Consider the following 15627-nt stretch of genomic DNA (forward strand, 5'->3'; position numbering starts at 1 on the left):
AGCGGCGCGGCGGCCCACGCGGCGACCTGTTCGGCCAGCGCGGGCCGCGCGGCAGCCGCGCGAGCAAGGTATCGGGAATAGGACGTGCTGATCAGGGCGGAAGCGTCGGTCATCGAGAAGCGGGCCTGGCGGAAAGGCCAGCCGGCAGCGGGCCGGCGCGTGCGCGCCCCGCTACCGGCCGGCCCCATGGATTCGGCGCGGCATCGCGGGGCGCGTGTGCGCCCGCCGCGAAACCGCGCGCCGGAAAGCCCGTGCCGCGCTGCCGCAACGGCCGCCGGCACGAACCCGTGTGATACATTTCAACGTCAGTCTGCAAAACTACCATATCGCCGCCCGTCCGCCGCATGTCCGACCGTCAGGAATCCGCCGTAGCTGCGCCCGAAGCGGGACCTCCGAAGCACGATCATCCGGTCCTGCGCCGCGTGTTCCGGGTGACGCTGGCAGTCGGGCTCGGCACCTACTTCGTCGCGTCCGGCGCGTTCCTCGGGCTGCGCTACGTGCTGCTGCCCCGCATCGACGAATTCCGCCCGCGCATCGAGCGCGCGGTGTCCGACAAGCTCCACGCGCAGCTTTCGATCGGCAAGCTTTCCCCGAACTGGTCCGGCATGCAGCCGGGCGTCGAACTCACGAACCTGACGATCCGCGGCCACGACGGCAAGGTCGCGCTGGCGGTGCCGCATGCAACGGCCGCGCTGTCGTGGATGTCGCTGCTGCGGCTGTCGCCCGCGCTGTCGAGCCTGATCGTCGACCAGCCCGACCTCGTCGTCGCGCGGGCAGCCGACGGCTCGCTGAGCGTCGCGGGCGTCGGCGTGGCAACCACCCACGGCGGCAACGACACGTTCGGCACGTGGCTGCTGAAGCAGGAAGCGATCGTGTTGCGCGGCGGCACGCTGCGCTGGCGCGACGCGCAGCACGACGCGCCGGAGCTCGTGCTGTCGGGCATCCGGCTCGCGGTGCTCAACGACGGCCGCGTGCACAAGGCCGCGCTGCAGGCGCCCGCGAACGGCACGCTGCTGCTCGGCCCGCTCGATTTCCGCGCGCGCTTCAGGCACAAGCCGCTCGCCCCGGTCGGCAAACCGTCGAACTGGTCGGGCGACGCGTACCTGTCGACGGGCCCGGTCGACCTGCAGACGCTCGGGCGCTACCTCGACATGCCGCTCACGATCCACGCGGGCCGGATCGACAACGCGATCTGGGCCACCTTCAGCGACGGCCACCTGCATTCGGCGGGCGGCGACCTGCAGGGCGCGGACGTCGCGCTGCGCGTGCGCCCGACGCAGCCGCGGCTCGACGTGCCGACGGTCGGCTTCGGCTGGGACATGCAGCTCGATGCCGGCCACGACTACACGCTGCACCTGACGCGCTTCAACGCGGAACTCGGCCAGCCGCCGCTGCCGGACGGCACGCCGCTCGCCCGCTCGCTCGCGCTGTCGACGCTGACGGCCCGCTACCGTGTGCCGACCGCCAGCCAGGGGCAGCTGTTGAGCGTCGTCGGCGACCGCGTCGATCTCGGCATTCTCAGCGAGTTCATTCGCGGGCTGCCGCTGCCGGCGCGCCTGCGCAACGAGCTGATCAAGATCGACCCGCGCGGGATGGTGTCGAACTATCACATCGAGGTCGAACGCGCGAAGCCTGCGCGGGCCGACCTCGCCGACGAGGAGCGGCGCATGGGCGCCGCGCAGATCGTCCGCTATCGTTTCCTCGGCGATCTGCAAGGCATCAGCTTCGCCGCGCAGGAGCCACCGCCCGGGCTGTCGCCGCGTGGCCACCCGCGGGCAGGCTGGCCGGGCGTCGAGAACCTGTGGGGCCGCGTCGATGCGAACGAAACGGGCGGCAGCGCGCATTTCGATACGGTCAACGCGGCGGTCACGGTACCCGGCGAATTCGACGAGCCGCGCCTGACGTTCGACCGGTTGCGCGGCAACGCAAAGTGGGCGATCACGCCCGCGGCCGGCGAAAAGCATGCGCGCGTCGAAGTGACCCTGCCGGACCTGCTCGTCTCGAACCCCGATGCCGAAATCGCGGTATCCGGCTCGTACACGAACCCCGGCCACGGCCGCGGCTCGCTCGACCTGCGTGCCGATTTCGCGCGTGCGTCGGTGGCACGCATTCCGCGCTACCTGCCGACCGGGATGTCCGAACACCTGCGCGACTATCTCGGCCACGCGCTGCAGGCCGGCCAGGTGACCAAGGGTGCGTCGATCGTCGCCCGCGGCCCGCTCGAGAAATTCCCGTTCGAACACGAGCCGGACGCCGGCGTGTTCCACATCGTCGCGCCGTTCACCGGCGGCCGCTTCGAACCGACGCCGTACCCGCCGCGCAAGCTCGCGAACGGCACGCCGAGCGTCTGGCCGGCGCTCGACGGGATCGACGGCGTGTTCGAGCTCGCGCAGAACAAGCTGCGCTTCGACATCGATCGTGCGCACTACAAGCGCGTCGCGCTGACGAAGGTCACGGGCCGCATCGACGATCTCGGCAATCCGTCGCACTCGCCGCTGATCATCGACGGTCATGCGCAGGGCCCGCTCGCCGACCTGATCGACTACGCGGACAACAGCTCGCTCGGCACGATGAGCGGGCATATCGGCCAGCGGATCGATGCGCAGGGGCCCGCGTCGCTCGCGCTCAAGATCACGATTCCGCAGCACGTTCCGCATCCGCACACGCACGTCGAAGGCGCGCTCGCATTCGGCGGCAACACGCTGACGACCAGCGGCGTGCCGCCGCTGTCCGCGCTGCGCGGCAGTGTGCGGTTCACCGAGGCCGGCGCATCGCTGCACGACCTGTCGGGGCGCTTCCTCGGCGGCCCGGTGCGTGCGAGCGGCAACTTCCAGTCGCACGGCCCGTATACGGTGGACGTCGACGGCCGGCTCGCGCTCGACGCCGCGCGCGGCCTGAACCTGCACGGCCCGGCGGCCGCGCTGCTCGAGCACGTGGTCGGCGACGCGCCGTACAAGGTCGCCGTGCGCGGCGCGCCGGGCCGCCTGCCCGACATCAGCGCGCATTCCGACCTGACCGGCGTGGCACTGAATTTCCCCGCGCCGTTCGCAAAACCGGCCGGCACGCCGATGCCGTTCAGCTTCACGCTGCAGCCGGCGCCGCAGGCGGACGGCAAGCGCCTCGAGCACGCCGACCTGACGCTCGGCCCCGTGTCCGCAACCTACCTGCTCGACGCGACGCGCGGCCAGCCGCTGCGCGCGGTGCGCGGCGCGATGGGCATCCACCGGATGCCCGACATGCCGCAGGACGGTGTGAGCGCGGCCGTCGACGTCAACGAACTGGACGCCGATGCGTGGCTCGCGCTGGCCCATACGCTGAAGCCCGACACGCCGCGCACGCAGGAGCCGCAAGCCGCGCCGCGCGTCGATTTCGCGAGCTTCGCGCCGAAGCGTTTCGCGCTCCATTTCGGCACGCTGAAGCTGCTCAAGCGCAACTGGGAAAACGTGATCGTCGGCGCGTCGCACGTCGACGAGCTCTGGCAGGCGAACATCGCGTCGAACCAGGTGTCGGGCTACCTGTCATGGGCGCCGGGCGGCGGCCACAACGGCGCGGGCGTGCTGAACGCGCGGCTCGCGAAGCTCGTGGTGCCCGACAGCGCGCAGCACGATCTCGTCGGCCGCGCGATGAACCTGCCGACGCCGACCGACCGCCCGATGCCGTCGATCGACCTGATCGTCGACCAGGTCGTCGCGCGCAACCACGACATCGGCCGACTCGTCGTCAACACGCGCAACATCGACGAAGCCGGCACGCCGGTCTGGCAGCTCGACAAGCTGGAGCTGTCGAACCCGGCCGCGAAGCTGACGGCGACCGGCAACTGGCGCACCTCGCGCCGCGCACTTGCCCGCGGTGCCGATGAAAACGACGCACCGCGCCGCACCGTGTTCGACTTCAAGCTCGACATCGACAACGCGGGCGCGCTGCTCGACCGCGTCGGCCTGCCGCGCACGCTCGCGAACGGTCACGGCACGGTCACCGGCAAGGTCGGCTGGCGCGGCGGCCCGACCGCGGTCGACTTGCCGTCGCTCGGCGGCCAGATCGCGCTCGACCTCGAACACGGCCAGATCCTGAAGGTCGATCCGGGCGCGGCGAAGCTCCTCGGCGTGCTGAGCCTGCAGAGCCTCGCGCGTTTCCTGACGCTGAATTTCCGCGACGTGATCGGCAAGGGGCTGCCGTTCGACAAGATCACGGGCACCGGCCGGATCTCGAACGGGATCGCCCGCACCGACGACTTCTCGATGATGACCGGGCCCGCGAACGTCACCGTGCGCGGCGCGGTGGATCTCGGCACCGAGACGCAGGACCTGCACGCGCACGTCGCGCCGAAAATCAGCGCGGGCGCGGCCGCGATCGGGGCGGCCATCATCAACCCGCTGCTCGGCGTCGGCGTGCTGGCCGCGAACTACGCGCTGTCGGAGACGCTGTCGCGCGCGTTCGCGCTCGACTACATGATCACCGGCTCGTGGGCGCACCCGCACATCGAGCGGGTGCGGGGCGATCAGGGTAAGATGAATTACGGTCCGGCCGATGCGGCGAGCCATTGAGCCGCGCGTCGGGCCGCGCATGGTGCCCGCACCCCATTTATGACGCAACCGATCCAGCGATGACCGACCACACCCGTTCCGCCACGCCCTTCCAGGTCGCCGCGCTGCAGATGGTGAGCACGCCGGACGTCGCGCGCAATCTCGCCGAGGCGCGCCGCCTGATCGCGGAAGCCGCCGGCGAAGGCGCGCAGCTCGTGCTGCTGCCCGAGTACTTCTGCTTCATGGGTCACCGCGACACCGACAAGCTCGCGCTCGCCGAACCTTACCGGGACGGCCCGATCCAGCATTTCCTCGCGGACGCCGCGCGTGGCCACGGCATCTGGGTGATCGGCGGCACGCTGCCGCTGAAGGCCCCGGAGCCCGATCGCGTGCTCAACACGACGCTCGTGTTCGATCCATCCGGCAACGAAGCCGCGCGCTACGACAAGATCCACCTGTTCAACTTCGAGAAAGGCGACGAGTCGTTCGACGAGGCGCGCACGATCCGCGCGGGCGATACGGTCGTCACGTTCGACGCGCCGTTCGGGCGGGTCGGCTTGTCCGTCTGTTACGATCTCCGCTTTCCGGAGCTGTATCGCAGGATGGGCGACTGCGCGCTGATCGTCGTACCGTCGGCATTTACGTATACGACCGGCCGCGCGCACTGGGAAACGCTGCTGCGCGCGCGGGCCGTCGAGAACCAGTGCTACGTGCTCGCGGCCGCGCAGGGCGGCAAGCACGAGAACGGCCGGCGCACCTGGGGCCACAGCATGCTGATCGACCCGTGGGGCGAAATCGTCGCGGTTCGGGACGTGGGCGCAAGCGTCGTGCTCGGCGCGCTCGATCCGCAGCGCATTGCCGACGTGCGCCAGAGCCTGCCCGCGTGGCGGCACCGCGTGCTGACCTGAATCGGCCGCACCGCTTGAACCACCGCGCGGCCAACCCATCTGCCCAGAAGCACCCGACAACTTTTTGAGAAACCCCGATATCCGCATGAACATCATCGAACCCGGCATCCGCAACCTCGCGCTGGCGAAGGACATCCTGCTCACGCCGTACGGCCTCGACGAAAGCCTGCTCACGCGCACGATCGCCGACATCTTCACGCATCGCGTCGACTATGCGGACCTGTACTTCCAGGCGACCCGCAGCGAAGCGTGGAGCCTCGAGGAAGGCATCGTCAAATCGGGCAGCTTCAGCATCGACCAGGGCGTCGGCGTGCGCGCGGTCGCGGGTGACCGCACCGCGTTCGCGTACTCGGACGACCTGTCCCCGGAAGCGATCGCGCAGGCGGCCGCGGCCACCAAGGCGATCGCGGCGGCCGGCGGCGGCCGCCAGAAGATCAAGGCGGCCACGTCGCTGAAGGGCATCTCGGGCCGCGACCTGTACCTGCCGTCCGATCCGCTCGCGTCGCTCGACGCGACGGCCAAGGTCAAGCTGCTCGAGCGCATCGAGCAGATGGCGCGCGGCCGCGACCCGCGCGTCACGCAGGTGATGGCCGGCCTCGCCGGCGAATACGACGTCGTGCTGGTCGCACGCAGCGACGGCGCGCTCGCGGCCGACATCCGCCCGCTCGTGCGCGTGTCGGTCACGGTGATCGCCGAGCAGAACGGCCGCCGCGAGATCGGCTCCGGCGGCGGCGGCGGCCGCTTCGACTACGGCTACTTCACCGACGAAGTCCTGTCGCGCTACGTCGACGACGCCGTGCATGCCGCGCTCGTGAACCTCGACGCACGCCCCGCGCCGGCCGGCGCGATGACGGTCGTGCTCGGGCCGGGCTGGCCGGGCGTGCTGCTGCACGAAGCGATCGGCCACGGCCTCGAGGGCGATTTCAACCGCAAGGGTTCGTCCGCATTCGCCGGCCGGATCGGCGAGCAGGTCGCCGCGAAGGGCGTGACGGTGGTCGACGACGGCACGCTGCCGAACCGCCGCGGCTCGCTGAACATCGACGACGAAGGCAACCCGACGCAGTGCACGACGCTGATCGAGGACGGCATCCTGAAGGGCTACATCCAGGACACGCTGAACGCGCGCCTGATGAAGATGCCGGTCACGGGCAACGCGCGGCGCGAATCGTACGCGGCGCTGCCGATGCCGCGCATGACCAACACGTACATGCTGAACGGCGACAAGGATCCGCAGGAAATCATCGCGTCGGTGAAGAACGGCCTGTACGCGGTGAACTTCGGCGGCGGCCAGGTCGACATCACGAACGGCAAGTTCGTGTTCTCGGCGTCCGAGGCATACATGATCGAGAACGGCAAGATCACCTACCCGGTGAAGGGCGCGACGCTGATCGGCAGCGGCCCCGAATCGCTGAAGTACGTGAGCATGATCGGCAACGACATGTCGCTCGACACGGGTGTCGGCGTGTGCGGCAAGGAAGGCCAGAGCGTGCCGGTCGGCGTCGGCCAGCCGACCCTGCGGATCGACAAGATGACGGTCGGCGGTACGGCATAACCGCATCGCGGCGCAGACAATCCGCGCATTTTGAAGAAAACGCGCGGAATATCCGCATTTTCGACGCTCCCCGGTTGCCAGCCGCCCGGCGACGGGGTATAAATTCCGAATCAACTTTTTTGACGAACCGAATCTCCGTCATGTCCGCCAAGTTTTACTTTTACTTTTTTTGGCATCTCAGACCGCTGGCGGATCGAGAGGGTTGATGGCGCGTAAAGCGCAACCGAAATTCCCGAAAAAACCGCCGGCGAACCCGGCGGTTTTTTTTCGCCCTTCGCTTCCCGGTCGCCGCCGCAGCGGTTTCGCGGCCCCGACCGAAATCACTGAATCGCTTGAATTGATGAATCTGCCGCACGCCCACTGATCGAACGGCGCCCGGAACCAAGGAGAAACAGCATGCCCCCGCACAACACCGACGACGTCCGCATTCGCGAACTCAAGGAACTGACGCCGCCCGCCCACCTGATCCGCGAATTCGCGTGCTCCGAAGCCGCGTCCGAGCTGATCTACCACTCGCGCCAGTCGATGCACCGCATCCTGCACGGGATGGACGACCGGCTGATCGTGGTGATCGGGCCGTGCTCGATCCATGACACGAAGGCGGCGATCGAGTACGCGGGGCGGCTCGTGAAGGAGCGCGAGCGCTTCAAGGGCGAGCTGGAAATCGTGATGCGCGTGTACTTCGAGAAGCCGCGCACGACGGTCGGCTGGAAGGGGCTCATCAACGATCCGCATCTCGACAACAGCTTCAAGATCAACGAAGGGCTGCGCACCGCGCGCGAGCTGCTGCTCCAGATCAACGAGATGGGCCTGCCGGCCGCGACCGAATACCTCGACATGATCAGCCCGCAGTACATCGCCGACCTGATCTCGTGGGGCGCGATCGGCGCGCGCACGACCGAATCGCAAGTGCACCGCGAGCTCGCGTCGGGGCTGTCGTGCCCGGTCGGCTTCAAGAACGGCACCGACGGCAACGTGAAGATCGCGGTCGACGCGATCAAGGCCGCATCGCAGCCGCACCATTTCCTGTCGGTGACGAAGGGCGGCCATTCGGCGATCGTGTCGACGGCCGGCAACGAGGATTGCCACGTTATCCTGCGCGGCGGCAAGACGCCGAACTACGACGCGGAAAGCGTGAACGCCGCGTGCGCGGACATCGGCAAGGCCGGCCTCGCCGCACGCCTGATGATCGACGCGAGCCACGCGAACAGCTCGAAGAAGCACGAGAACCAGATCCCCGTCTGTGCCGACATCGGCCGCCAGATCGCGGCCGGTGACGCCCGCATCGTCGGCGTGATGATCGAGTCGCATCTCGTCGAGGGGCGCCAGGACCTGAAGGAAGGCTGCGAACTGACCTACGGCCAGAGCATCACCGACGCGTGCATCGCATGGGACGACAGCGTGAAGGTGCTCGAAGGCCTCGCGGAATCGGTGAAGGCACGCCGCGTCACGCGCGGCAGCGGGAACTGACGGACGCAAACCGGCCGGTCGCATGGCACCGCCCCGTGGCGGGTTGGCCATGCGGTTAGCTGGCGGTCGTCGCGTCGCCCTGCTAGACTAGCTAACGTTATCTAGCTAACCAAGGGGGCGCCCATGCCGACCGTCAACATGCACGATGCCAAGTCGCGGCTCTCAAGCCTCGTCGAAGCGCTTGAATTGGGGCGCGAATCGGAAGTCGTCATCGCCCGCAACGGTCATCCGGTCGCCCGGATTGTTCCTTATGCCCCACCGAAGCGGATCGGCGCAGCCCGTCAGTTGCTTGCCGGGTTGAACATCCCGACAACCGTCGAGGCATTCAATGCCGGCGATGAATCGATCGCCGCCGACTTCGATGCCAGCTCGGAACAGCGACTCGCCCCGTGAAGCTGCTGCTCGACACGCACATCGCGCTATGGGCAGCCGAAGGCGCACCTCAACTTTCCGCGACTGCGGCCGCGTTGATCGAACATCCCGAAAACACGCTGTACGTCAGCGCCGCGTCCATCTGGGAGATTGCGATCAAATACCGCAAAGGCAATCTGCCAGTCCATCCGCGCGATGCACGTTCGGCATTCCGACTCGCAGGTTTTGCGGAGTTGCCAATCAGCAGCGATCACATCGAAGGCGTCGCCGCACTGCCGGATTTTCCGGATCACGCCGATCCGTTCGACCGCGTGATGGTCGCTCAGGCACTCCATGAAGGCATGCCGCTCATCAGCGCCGATGCCAAAATATGGCGCTATCACGCGACGCTGATGCTGCGAGCATGACGCTCATCCCGCTACAAAATCAAAGCCCGGCCCGCACCGGGCTTTTTCATGCGCCGCAGGTCTTGCGCGCAAGCATCACTCGAGCGCGCCCGAACCGAAGATCTCGGTATTGATGCGTTCCGGCGCGACACCGAGCGCGACCAGCGCATCGCGTTGTGCCTTCATGAACGCGATCGGGCCGCAGACGTAGTAGTCGGCGTCCGGCACCAGCGCGTAGTGCCGCACGCGCTCCGGCGTGAGGCGCCCTTCCAGGTCGTGGTCCACGCCGACGCGATCGTTCGGGCCGACCAGCTCGTACAGCACCGTGCGCTTGACGTTCGCATGCTCGCGCACCGTGTCGTTCAGCCAGTCGCGGAACGCGTGCACCGCGCCCAAGCGGCATGCATGGACGAACCGCACGTCACGCTTGCTGCCTTCGTCGACCAGCGTCGACGCCATCGACACCATCGGCGTCAGGCCGACGCCGCCGGAAATCAGCACCACCGGCGTCTCGACGCCACGCTTCAGCGAGAATTCGCCCATCGGCGCGGTGACCTCGACGATCGCGCCCTCTTCCACGCCGTCGTGCATCAGCGTCGACACCTTGCCGGCCGGAATGACTTCCGGCCTGCCGGCTTCGCGCTTCACCGAGATGCGCAGCCACTTGCCGTGCGGCGCGTCGGACAGGCTGTACTGGCGCGGCTGGTCGACGCCGAGATCGCCGACGAAACGCTTCACCGTGACGTACTGGCCGGGCTCGAACGTCGGCGCCGCGCCGCCGTCGGCGGGCGTCAGGTAGAACGACGTGATCTCGTCGCTTTCGCGCACCTTGCGCTCGACCTTGAACGGGCGGAACCCGCTCCAGGCGGCCCCCGCGTACAGGTCGGCCTCGGCGCCGATCAGGATCTGCGCGAGCTGGCCGTAAGCCACGCGCCACGCCTCGAGCGTGTCGGCATCGACCGCGTCGCCCAGCACCTCGACGATCGATGCGAGCAGGTTCTCGCCGACGATCGGGTAATGCTCGGGGCGGATGTTCAGGCTCGCGTGCTTGTGCGCGATGTGCGACACCGCCCCGCCCAGCGCACCGAGATTGTCGATGTTCGCCGCATACGCATAAACGGCCTTCGCGAGCGTTTCCGGCTGGCTGCCCGTCTTCTGGTGCGTCTGGTTGAACAGGTTCTTCAGTTCCGGATGGCGCGCGAACATGCGCTGGTAGAAGTGCTTCGTGATCGTCGCGCCGTGCACGGCGAGGACAGGGGCAGTGGCCTTCACGCGAGCCATCTGGTCAGCGGTGATGTGGGTCATGTTCGTTCTCCGTTAAACATGCACACACAATACCTTTTTAAAAATTCGATGCCCCTCAGGCAAATTGTCGCAGCGCGGCAAGGGTAAGGGGGCGAATCGTCAGCGGTCAGCGGACCCGGCCGCGTTCCCACAGCACGTCCGATCCGCCGTCGGCACGGTTCAGCACGCGCGCCAGCACGAACAGCAGGTCCGACAGCCGGTTCACGTAGCGCCGCGGCGCATCGTTGAGCGTTTCGGTACGCCCGAGCGCAACGATCGAACGCTCCGCGCGACGGCATACGGTTCGGCACACGTGCGCGAGCGACGCCGCGCGCGAGCCGGCCGGCAGGATGAATTCCTGCAGCGGCGGCAGCGTCGCGTTGTAGTCGGCGAGCCAGCGATCGAGACGCGCGAGATGCGTGTCGTCGAGCACCGTATGGCCGGGAATGCACAATTCGCCGCCGAGATCGAACAGGTCATGCTGGATCGTCACGAGCGCCGTGCGGATATCGTCCGGCAGCGTTTCGGCGAGCAGCACGCCGAGGTTCGAGTTCAGTTCGTCGACGTCGCCGATCGCGGCGATCCGCGTATCGTCCTTGCCGATACGCCGGCCATCGCCGAGGCCGGTGGTGCCGTCGTCGCCGGTGCGCGTGGCGATCTTGCTCAAGCGGTTGCCCATGCGGATGTCCTCTCGTGCGCGGCCGCGACGCGGCCCGGTTGCGTTCGAACGCGATTATCGCAGCCCGCGACGGCAGGCGCAGCAGGCGTTACAGCGTAGAATGGGCCGAAACCCAGTTGCACGGGAGCCGGAGCGGCGCCAACGCGCCCATCCGGATCGACAAGGAGACGTTCGTGAATCACCCTGCCCCGCCGGCCGCCACGCGCCGCCCCCTTCCCCCCGCCATGCTCGATGCGCTGCGCGCCGCCTTCGGCGAGCGCGTGTCGACCGCCGACGCCGTCCGCGCCCACCACGGCCGCGACGAATCGCCGTTCGATCCGCAACTGCCCGACGCCGTCGTGTTCGCGCACAGCGCGGACGACGTGCGCGAAGTCGTGTCGCTGTGCTCGCTGTACAGCGTCCCGCTGATCCCGTACGGCGCCGGTTCGTCACTCGAAGGCCACCTGCTCGCGGTGCGCGGCGGCATCTCGCTCGACCTGTCGGAAATGAACCGCGTGCTGTCGATCAACGCCGAAGACCTGACCGTGACCGTCGAGCCGGGCATCACACGCAAGGCGCTCAACGAGGCGCTGCGCGACACCGGCCTGTTCTTCCCGATCGACCCGGGCGCCGACGCCAGCATCGGCGGGATGACCGCCACGCGTGCGTCGGGCACCAACGCCGTACGCTACGGCACGATGCGCGAGAACGTGCTCGGCCTGACCGCGGTGCTCGCCGACGGCCGCGTGGTGAAGACCGGCTCGCGCGCCCGCAAGTCGTCGGCCGGCTACGACCTCACGCGCCTGTTCGTCGGCTCCGAAGGCACGCTCGGCGTGATCACCGAGATCACGCTGCGCCTGCATCCGCTGCCCGAAGCCGTATCGGCCGCGATCTGCACGTTCCCGTCGATGGGCGACGCGGTGCGCACCGTGATCGAGACGATCCAGATCGGCGTGCCGATCGCGCGCGTCGAATTCGTCGATGCGCTCGCCGTGCGCTCGATCAACCGCCATTCGAACCTGACGCTCACCGAAGCGCCGACGCTGTTCTTCGAATTCCACGGCACCGAGGCCGGCGTGAAGGAACAGGCGGAGCTCGTGCAGGCACTCGCGGGCCAGAACAACGGCCAGGGTTTCGAATGGGCAACCCGCCCCGAAGACCGCACGCGCCTCTGGGCCGCACGCCACAATGCGTATTTCGCGATGCTGCAATTGAAACCCGGCTGCCGCGCGGTGACCACCGACGTCTGCGTGCCGATCTCGCAGCTCGCCGCGTGCGTCGAGGAAACCGAAGTCGACCTGCGCGCCTCGTCGCTGCCCTGCCCGATCGTCGGCCACGTCGGCGACGGCAATTTCCACGTCGCGATCCTGATCGACCCCGACAAGCCCGAGGAAATCGCGGAAGCCGAGCACATCAACGACCGGATCGTCGAGCGCGCGCTGCGCCTCGGCGGCACCTGCACGGGCGAGCACGGCGTCGGGCTGCACAAGATGCGCTTCCTGCCGAAGGAGCACGGCGACAACGCGATCGACACGATGCGTGCGATCAAGCTTGCGCTCGATCCGCGCAACCTGATGAATCCGGGCAAGATTTTCACGTGCTGACACGGCGGCGCGACGCCGCGCCACCCGCTGCAGGAGACCCAATGAACGCTCCCGTCGAACTGTCGAGCGCGGCACGCGCGCAACGCCAGCGCGAAGTCGTGCAGGCGCTGATGGCCGTGCTGCCGACGCACTGCCTGCTGTACCGCGACGAAGACACGGCGCCGTACGAATGCGACGGCCTGTCCGCGTACCGCCGCCTGCCACTCGCGGTCGCGCTGCCCGAAACGGAATCGCAGGTGCAGCGGATCGTGCAGATCTGCCGCCGCATGGAGGTGCCGATCGTGCCGCGCGGCGCGGGCACGAGCCTGTCGGGCGGCGCGTTGCCGATCGCGCTCGGCGTCGTGCTGTCGCTTGCGCGCTTCACGCGCATCGTCGAAGTCGATCCGTACGCGCGCACGGCGACCGTGCAGCCCGGCGTGCGCAACCTCGCGATCTCGGAGGCCGCCGCGCCGTACGGCCTGTACTACGCGCCCGATCCGTCGTCGCAGATCGCGTGCACGATCGGCGGCAACGTCGCGGAAAATTCCGGCGGCGTCCATTGCCTGAAATACGGGCTGACCGTGCACAACGTGATGCGCGTGCGCGCGGTGACGATCGACGGCGAGATCGTCGAATTCGGTTCGCTTGCGCTCGACATGCCGGGCCTCGACCTGCTCGCCGTGATGATCGGCAGCGAAGGGATGTTCGCGATCGTCACCGAGGTCACGGTGAAGCTGATCCCGAAGCCGCAGACGGCCCAGCTCGTGATGGCGAGCTTCGACGACGTCGTGAAGGGCGGCGAGGCCGTCGCGGCGATCATCGCGTCGGGGATCATCCCGGCCGGGCTCGAAATGATGGACAAGCCGGCCACGCAGGCCGTCGAGGCGTTCACGCACGCGGGCTACGATCTCGACGCGAAGGCGATCCTGCTGTGCGAATCGGACGGCACGCCGGAAGAAGTCGCGGAAGAAATCGTGCGGATGACGGCCGTACTGCGCGAGCATGGCGCGACCCGCATCCAGGTATCGCGCAACGAGCACGAGCGGCTGCGCTTCTGGTCGGGCCGCAAGAACGCGTTCCCGGCCGCCGGCCGCATTTCGGCCGACTACTACTGCATGGACGGCACCGTGCCGCGCCGCGCGATCGGCCCGCTGCTCGCGCGCATCGAGCAGCTCGAGACGCGCTACGGGCTGCGCTGCATCAACGTGTTCCACGCGGGCGACGGCAACATGCATCCGCTGATCCTCTACAACGCGAACGATCCGGACGAACTGCACCGCGCCGAGCAGTTCGGCGCGGAAATCCTCGAGTGCTGCGTGGAATTCGGCGGCAGCGTGACGGGCGAGCACGGCGTCGGCATCGAGAAGCTCAATTCGATGTGCGTACAGTTCTCGCCGCAGGAGCGCGACGCGTTCTTCGCGGTCAAGCGCGCGTTCGATCCGGCCGGGCTGCTGAATCCGGACAAGGGCATCCCGACCCGCGCGCGCTGCGCCGAATACGGTCGCCAGCACGTGCGCGGCGGGCTGCTGCCGCACCCCGACCTGCCGCGCTTCTGAGCGGCCCGCGCGGGTCGCGGCCGGTGCCCGCGGCCGGGCCGCGGCGTTCGACCTTGCCCGCGCGGCCCGTCCATGCGGCAACGCGGGCAGACGGCCCGCGATACCGGGCTTAGGGATAGTCGCGATGTGGAATCGCGCCACCCCGGTACAATCGACCGAACAACAAGTCGAGGCAGCAACAGAACATGGAAGAGGACGACATCGTCGCCGGATGGGCCGACCGCGTCCGCGCCGCCAGCGCCGACGGCCGGCCGCTGCGGATTCGCGGCGGCGGCACCAAGGACTGGTACGGCCAGGCGCTCGAGGGCGAAATTCTCGACACGCGCGCGTTTCAGGGCGTCGTGTCGTACGACCCGGCCGAACTCGTCGTCACGGTCCGCGCGGGCACGCCGCTCGCGCAGCTTGAAACCGTCCTCGCCGAGTGCGGCCAGATGCTGCCGTTCGAGCCGCCGCACTTCGGCCGCGCGGCCACCGTCGGCGGCTGCGTCGCGGCCGGCCTCGCGGGCCCGCGGCGGGCCACCTGCGGTGCGCCGCGCGATTTCATGCTCGGCGTCACGCTGATGAACGGCCGCGGCGAACTGCTGCGCTTCGGCGGCCAGGTCGTGAAGAACGTCGCCGGCTACGACGTGTCGCGGCTGATGGCCGGCGCGCTCGGCACGCTCGGGCTGATGCTCGACCTGTCGCTCAAGGTGCTGCCGATGCCCGTCGCCGAAGTCACGCTGAAGTTCGAGATGACCGCGACCGACGCGGTGCGCAAGCTCAACGAATGGGGCGGCCATCCGCTTCCCGTCAGCGCGAGCGGATGGCGCAACGGCACGCTCGTCCTGCGCCTGTCGGGCGCCGAAGCGGCCGTGAAATCCGCGAAGACGCTGCTCGGCGGCGAAGTCGTCGACGCAGTCGAGGCCGAGCGCTTCTGGGCCGGCCTGCGCGAGCATACCGACCCGTTCTTCCACGGCATCCCGCCCGGTTATGCGCTGTGGCGTCTCGCGCTGCCGTCGATCACCGAACCGATGCACCTGCCCGGCACCCAGTTGATGGAATGGGGCGGCGCGCAGCGCTGGTGGATCACCGACGCCGATGCGCAGACCGTGCGGATGAGCGCCAAGCAGGCCGGCGGCCACGCGACGCTGTTCCGCGCGGGCGACGCGTACGACCGCAGCGCGGGTGTGTTCACGCCGCTCCCCGCCCCGATGATGAAAATCCACCGCGGGTTGAAAGCCGCGTTCGATCCCGCGCGCATCTTCAACCGCGGCCGGCTCTACCCGGATCTTTAGGGTCTGTTTACCTATGGAACGTACATGCGAATGCCCGAAATCGCTCGCAGGGCAAGAAGTG

The 15627-nt window shown here is 68.5% G+C and carries 12 protein-coding genes; 10 read left to right on the forward strand and 2 right to left on the reverse strand.

Annotated features, from left to right (window positions below; all coding sequences use genetic code 11):
* Positions 1-344: 344 nt before the first annotated feature.
* From L810_RS40145 to L810_RS40170, 7 genes are all read left to right on the forward strand, one after another.
* The gene (locus L810_RS40145) at positions 345-4544 is read left to right on the forward strand and encodes a YhdP family protein (protein WP_021163845.1); all 4200 of its coding nucleotides are present in this window, start codon (positions 345-347) and stop codon (positions 4542-4544) included.
* A gap of 59 nt (positions 4545-4603) precedes the next feature.
* Positions 4604-5431, forward strand: a complete 828-nt coding sequence (locus tag L810_RS40150) for a carbon-nitrogen hydrolase family protein (protein ID WP_021163846.1) — start codon at positions 4604-4606, stop codon at positions 5429-5431.
* 85 nt (positions 5432-5516) lie between these two features.
* A complete protein-coding gene (gene tldD / locus L810_RS40155) occupies positions 5517-6983 on the forward strand; it encodes a metalloprotease TldD (RefSeq protein ID WP_021163847.1) in 1467 nt (488 codons plus the stop codon).
* Between the two features lie 205 nt (positions 6984-7188).
* Positions 7189-7347, forward strand: a complete 159-nt coding sequence (locus tag L810_RS47870; RefSeq protein ID WP_155649172.1) for a hypothetical protein — start codon at positions 7189-7191, stop codon at positions 7345-7347.
* A gap of 32 nt (positions 7348-7379) precedes the next feature.
* Positions 7380-8453: a 3-deoxy-7-phosphoheptulonate synthase AroG gene (gene aroG / locus L810_RS40160; protein ID WP_021163850.1), complete on the forward strand. Its 1074-nt coding sequence runs from the start codon at positions 7380-7382 to the stop codon at positions 8451-8453.
* 123 nt (positions 8454-8576) lie between these two features.
* Positions 8577-8846: a type II toxin-antitoxin system Phd/YefM family antitoxin gene (locus L810_RS40165; RefSeq protein ID WP_021163851.1), complete on the forward strand. Its 270-nt coding sequence runs from the start codon at positions 8577-8579 to the stop codon at positions 8844-8846.
* Positions 8843-9232, forward strand: a complete 390-nt coding sequence (locus L810_RS40170) for a type II toxin-antitoxin system VapC family toxin (protein ID WP_021163852.1) — start codon at positions 8843-8845, stop codon at positions 9230-9232. The genes L810_RS40165 and L810_RS40170 overlap by 4 nt, the downstream gene beginning before the upstream one ends.
* 75 nt (positions 9233-9307) lie before the next feature.
* Here the strand turns inward: L810_RS40170 and hmpA are convergent, their stop codons facing one another.
* Positions 9308-10516, reverse strand: coding sequence for an NO-inducible flavohemoprotein (gene hmpA / locus L810_RS40175; protein WP_042978194.1), 1209 nt, complete (start codon positions 10514-10516; stop codon positions 9308-9310).
* A gap of 106 nt (positions 10517-10622) precedes the next feature.
* On the reverse strand, positions 10623-11174 hold the full coding sequence (locus tag L810_RS40180; protein WP_021163855.1) for a cob(I)yrinic acid a,c-diamide adenosyltransferase: 552 nt from the start codon (positions 11172-11174) through the stop codon (positions 10623-10625).
* 173 nt (positions 11175-11347) lie between these two features.
* Between L810_RS40180 and L810_RS40185 the strand changes: the two genes are divergently transcribed.
* The 3 genes from L810_RS40185 (at position 11348) to glcE (ending at position 15566) form a co-directional block, all read left to right on the forward strand.
* Positions 11348-12757: an FAD-binding oxidoreductase gene (locus L810_RS40185; protein ID WP_027788326.1), complete on the forward strand. Its 1410-nt coding sequence runs from the start codon at positions 11348-11350 to the stop codon at positions 12755-12757.
* A 41-nt stretch (positions 12758-12798) separates the two neighbouring features.
* The gene (locus L810_RS40190; RefSeq protein WP_021163857.1) at positions 12799-14292 is read left to right on the forward strand and encodes an FAD-linked oxidase C-terminal domain-containing protein; all 1494 of its coding nucleotides are present in this window, start codon (positions 12799-12801) and stop codon (positions 14290-14292) included.
* Between the two features lie 185 nt (positions 14293-14477).
* A complete protein-coding gene (gene glcE / locus L810_RS40195; protein ID WP_021163858.1) occupies positions 14478-15566 on the forward strand; it encodes a glycolate oxidase subunit GlcE in 1089 nt (362 codons plus the stop codon).
* Positions 15567-15627: the final 61 nt, after the last annotated feature.

It is taken from the genome of Burkholderia sp. AU4i (assembly GCF_000466765.1).
GTDB lineage: Bacteria > Pseudomonadota > Gammaproteobacteria > Burkholderiales > Burkholderiaceae > Burkholderia > Burkholderia cepacia.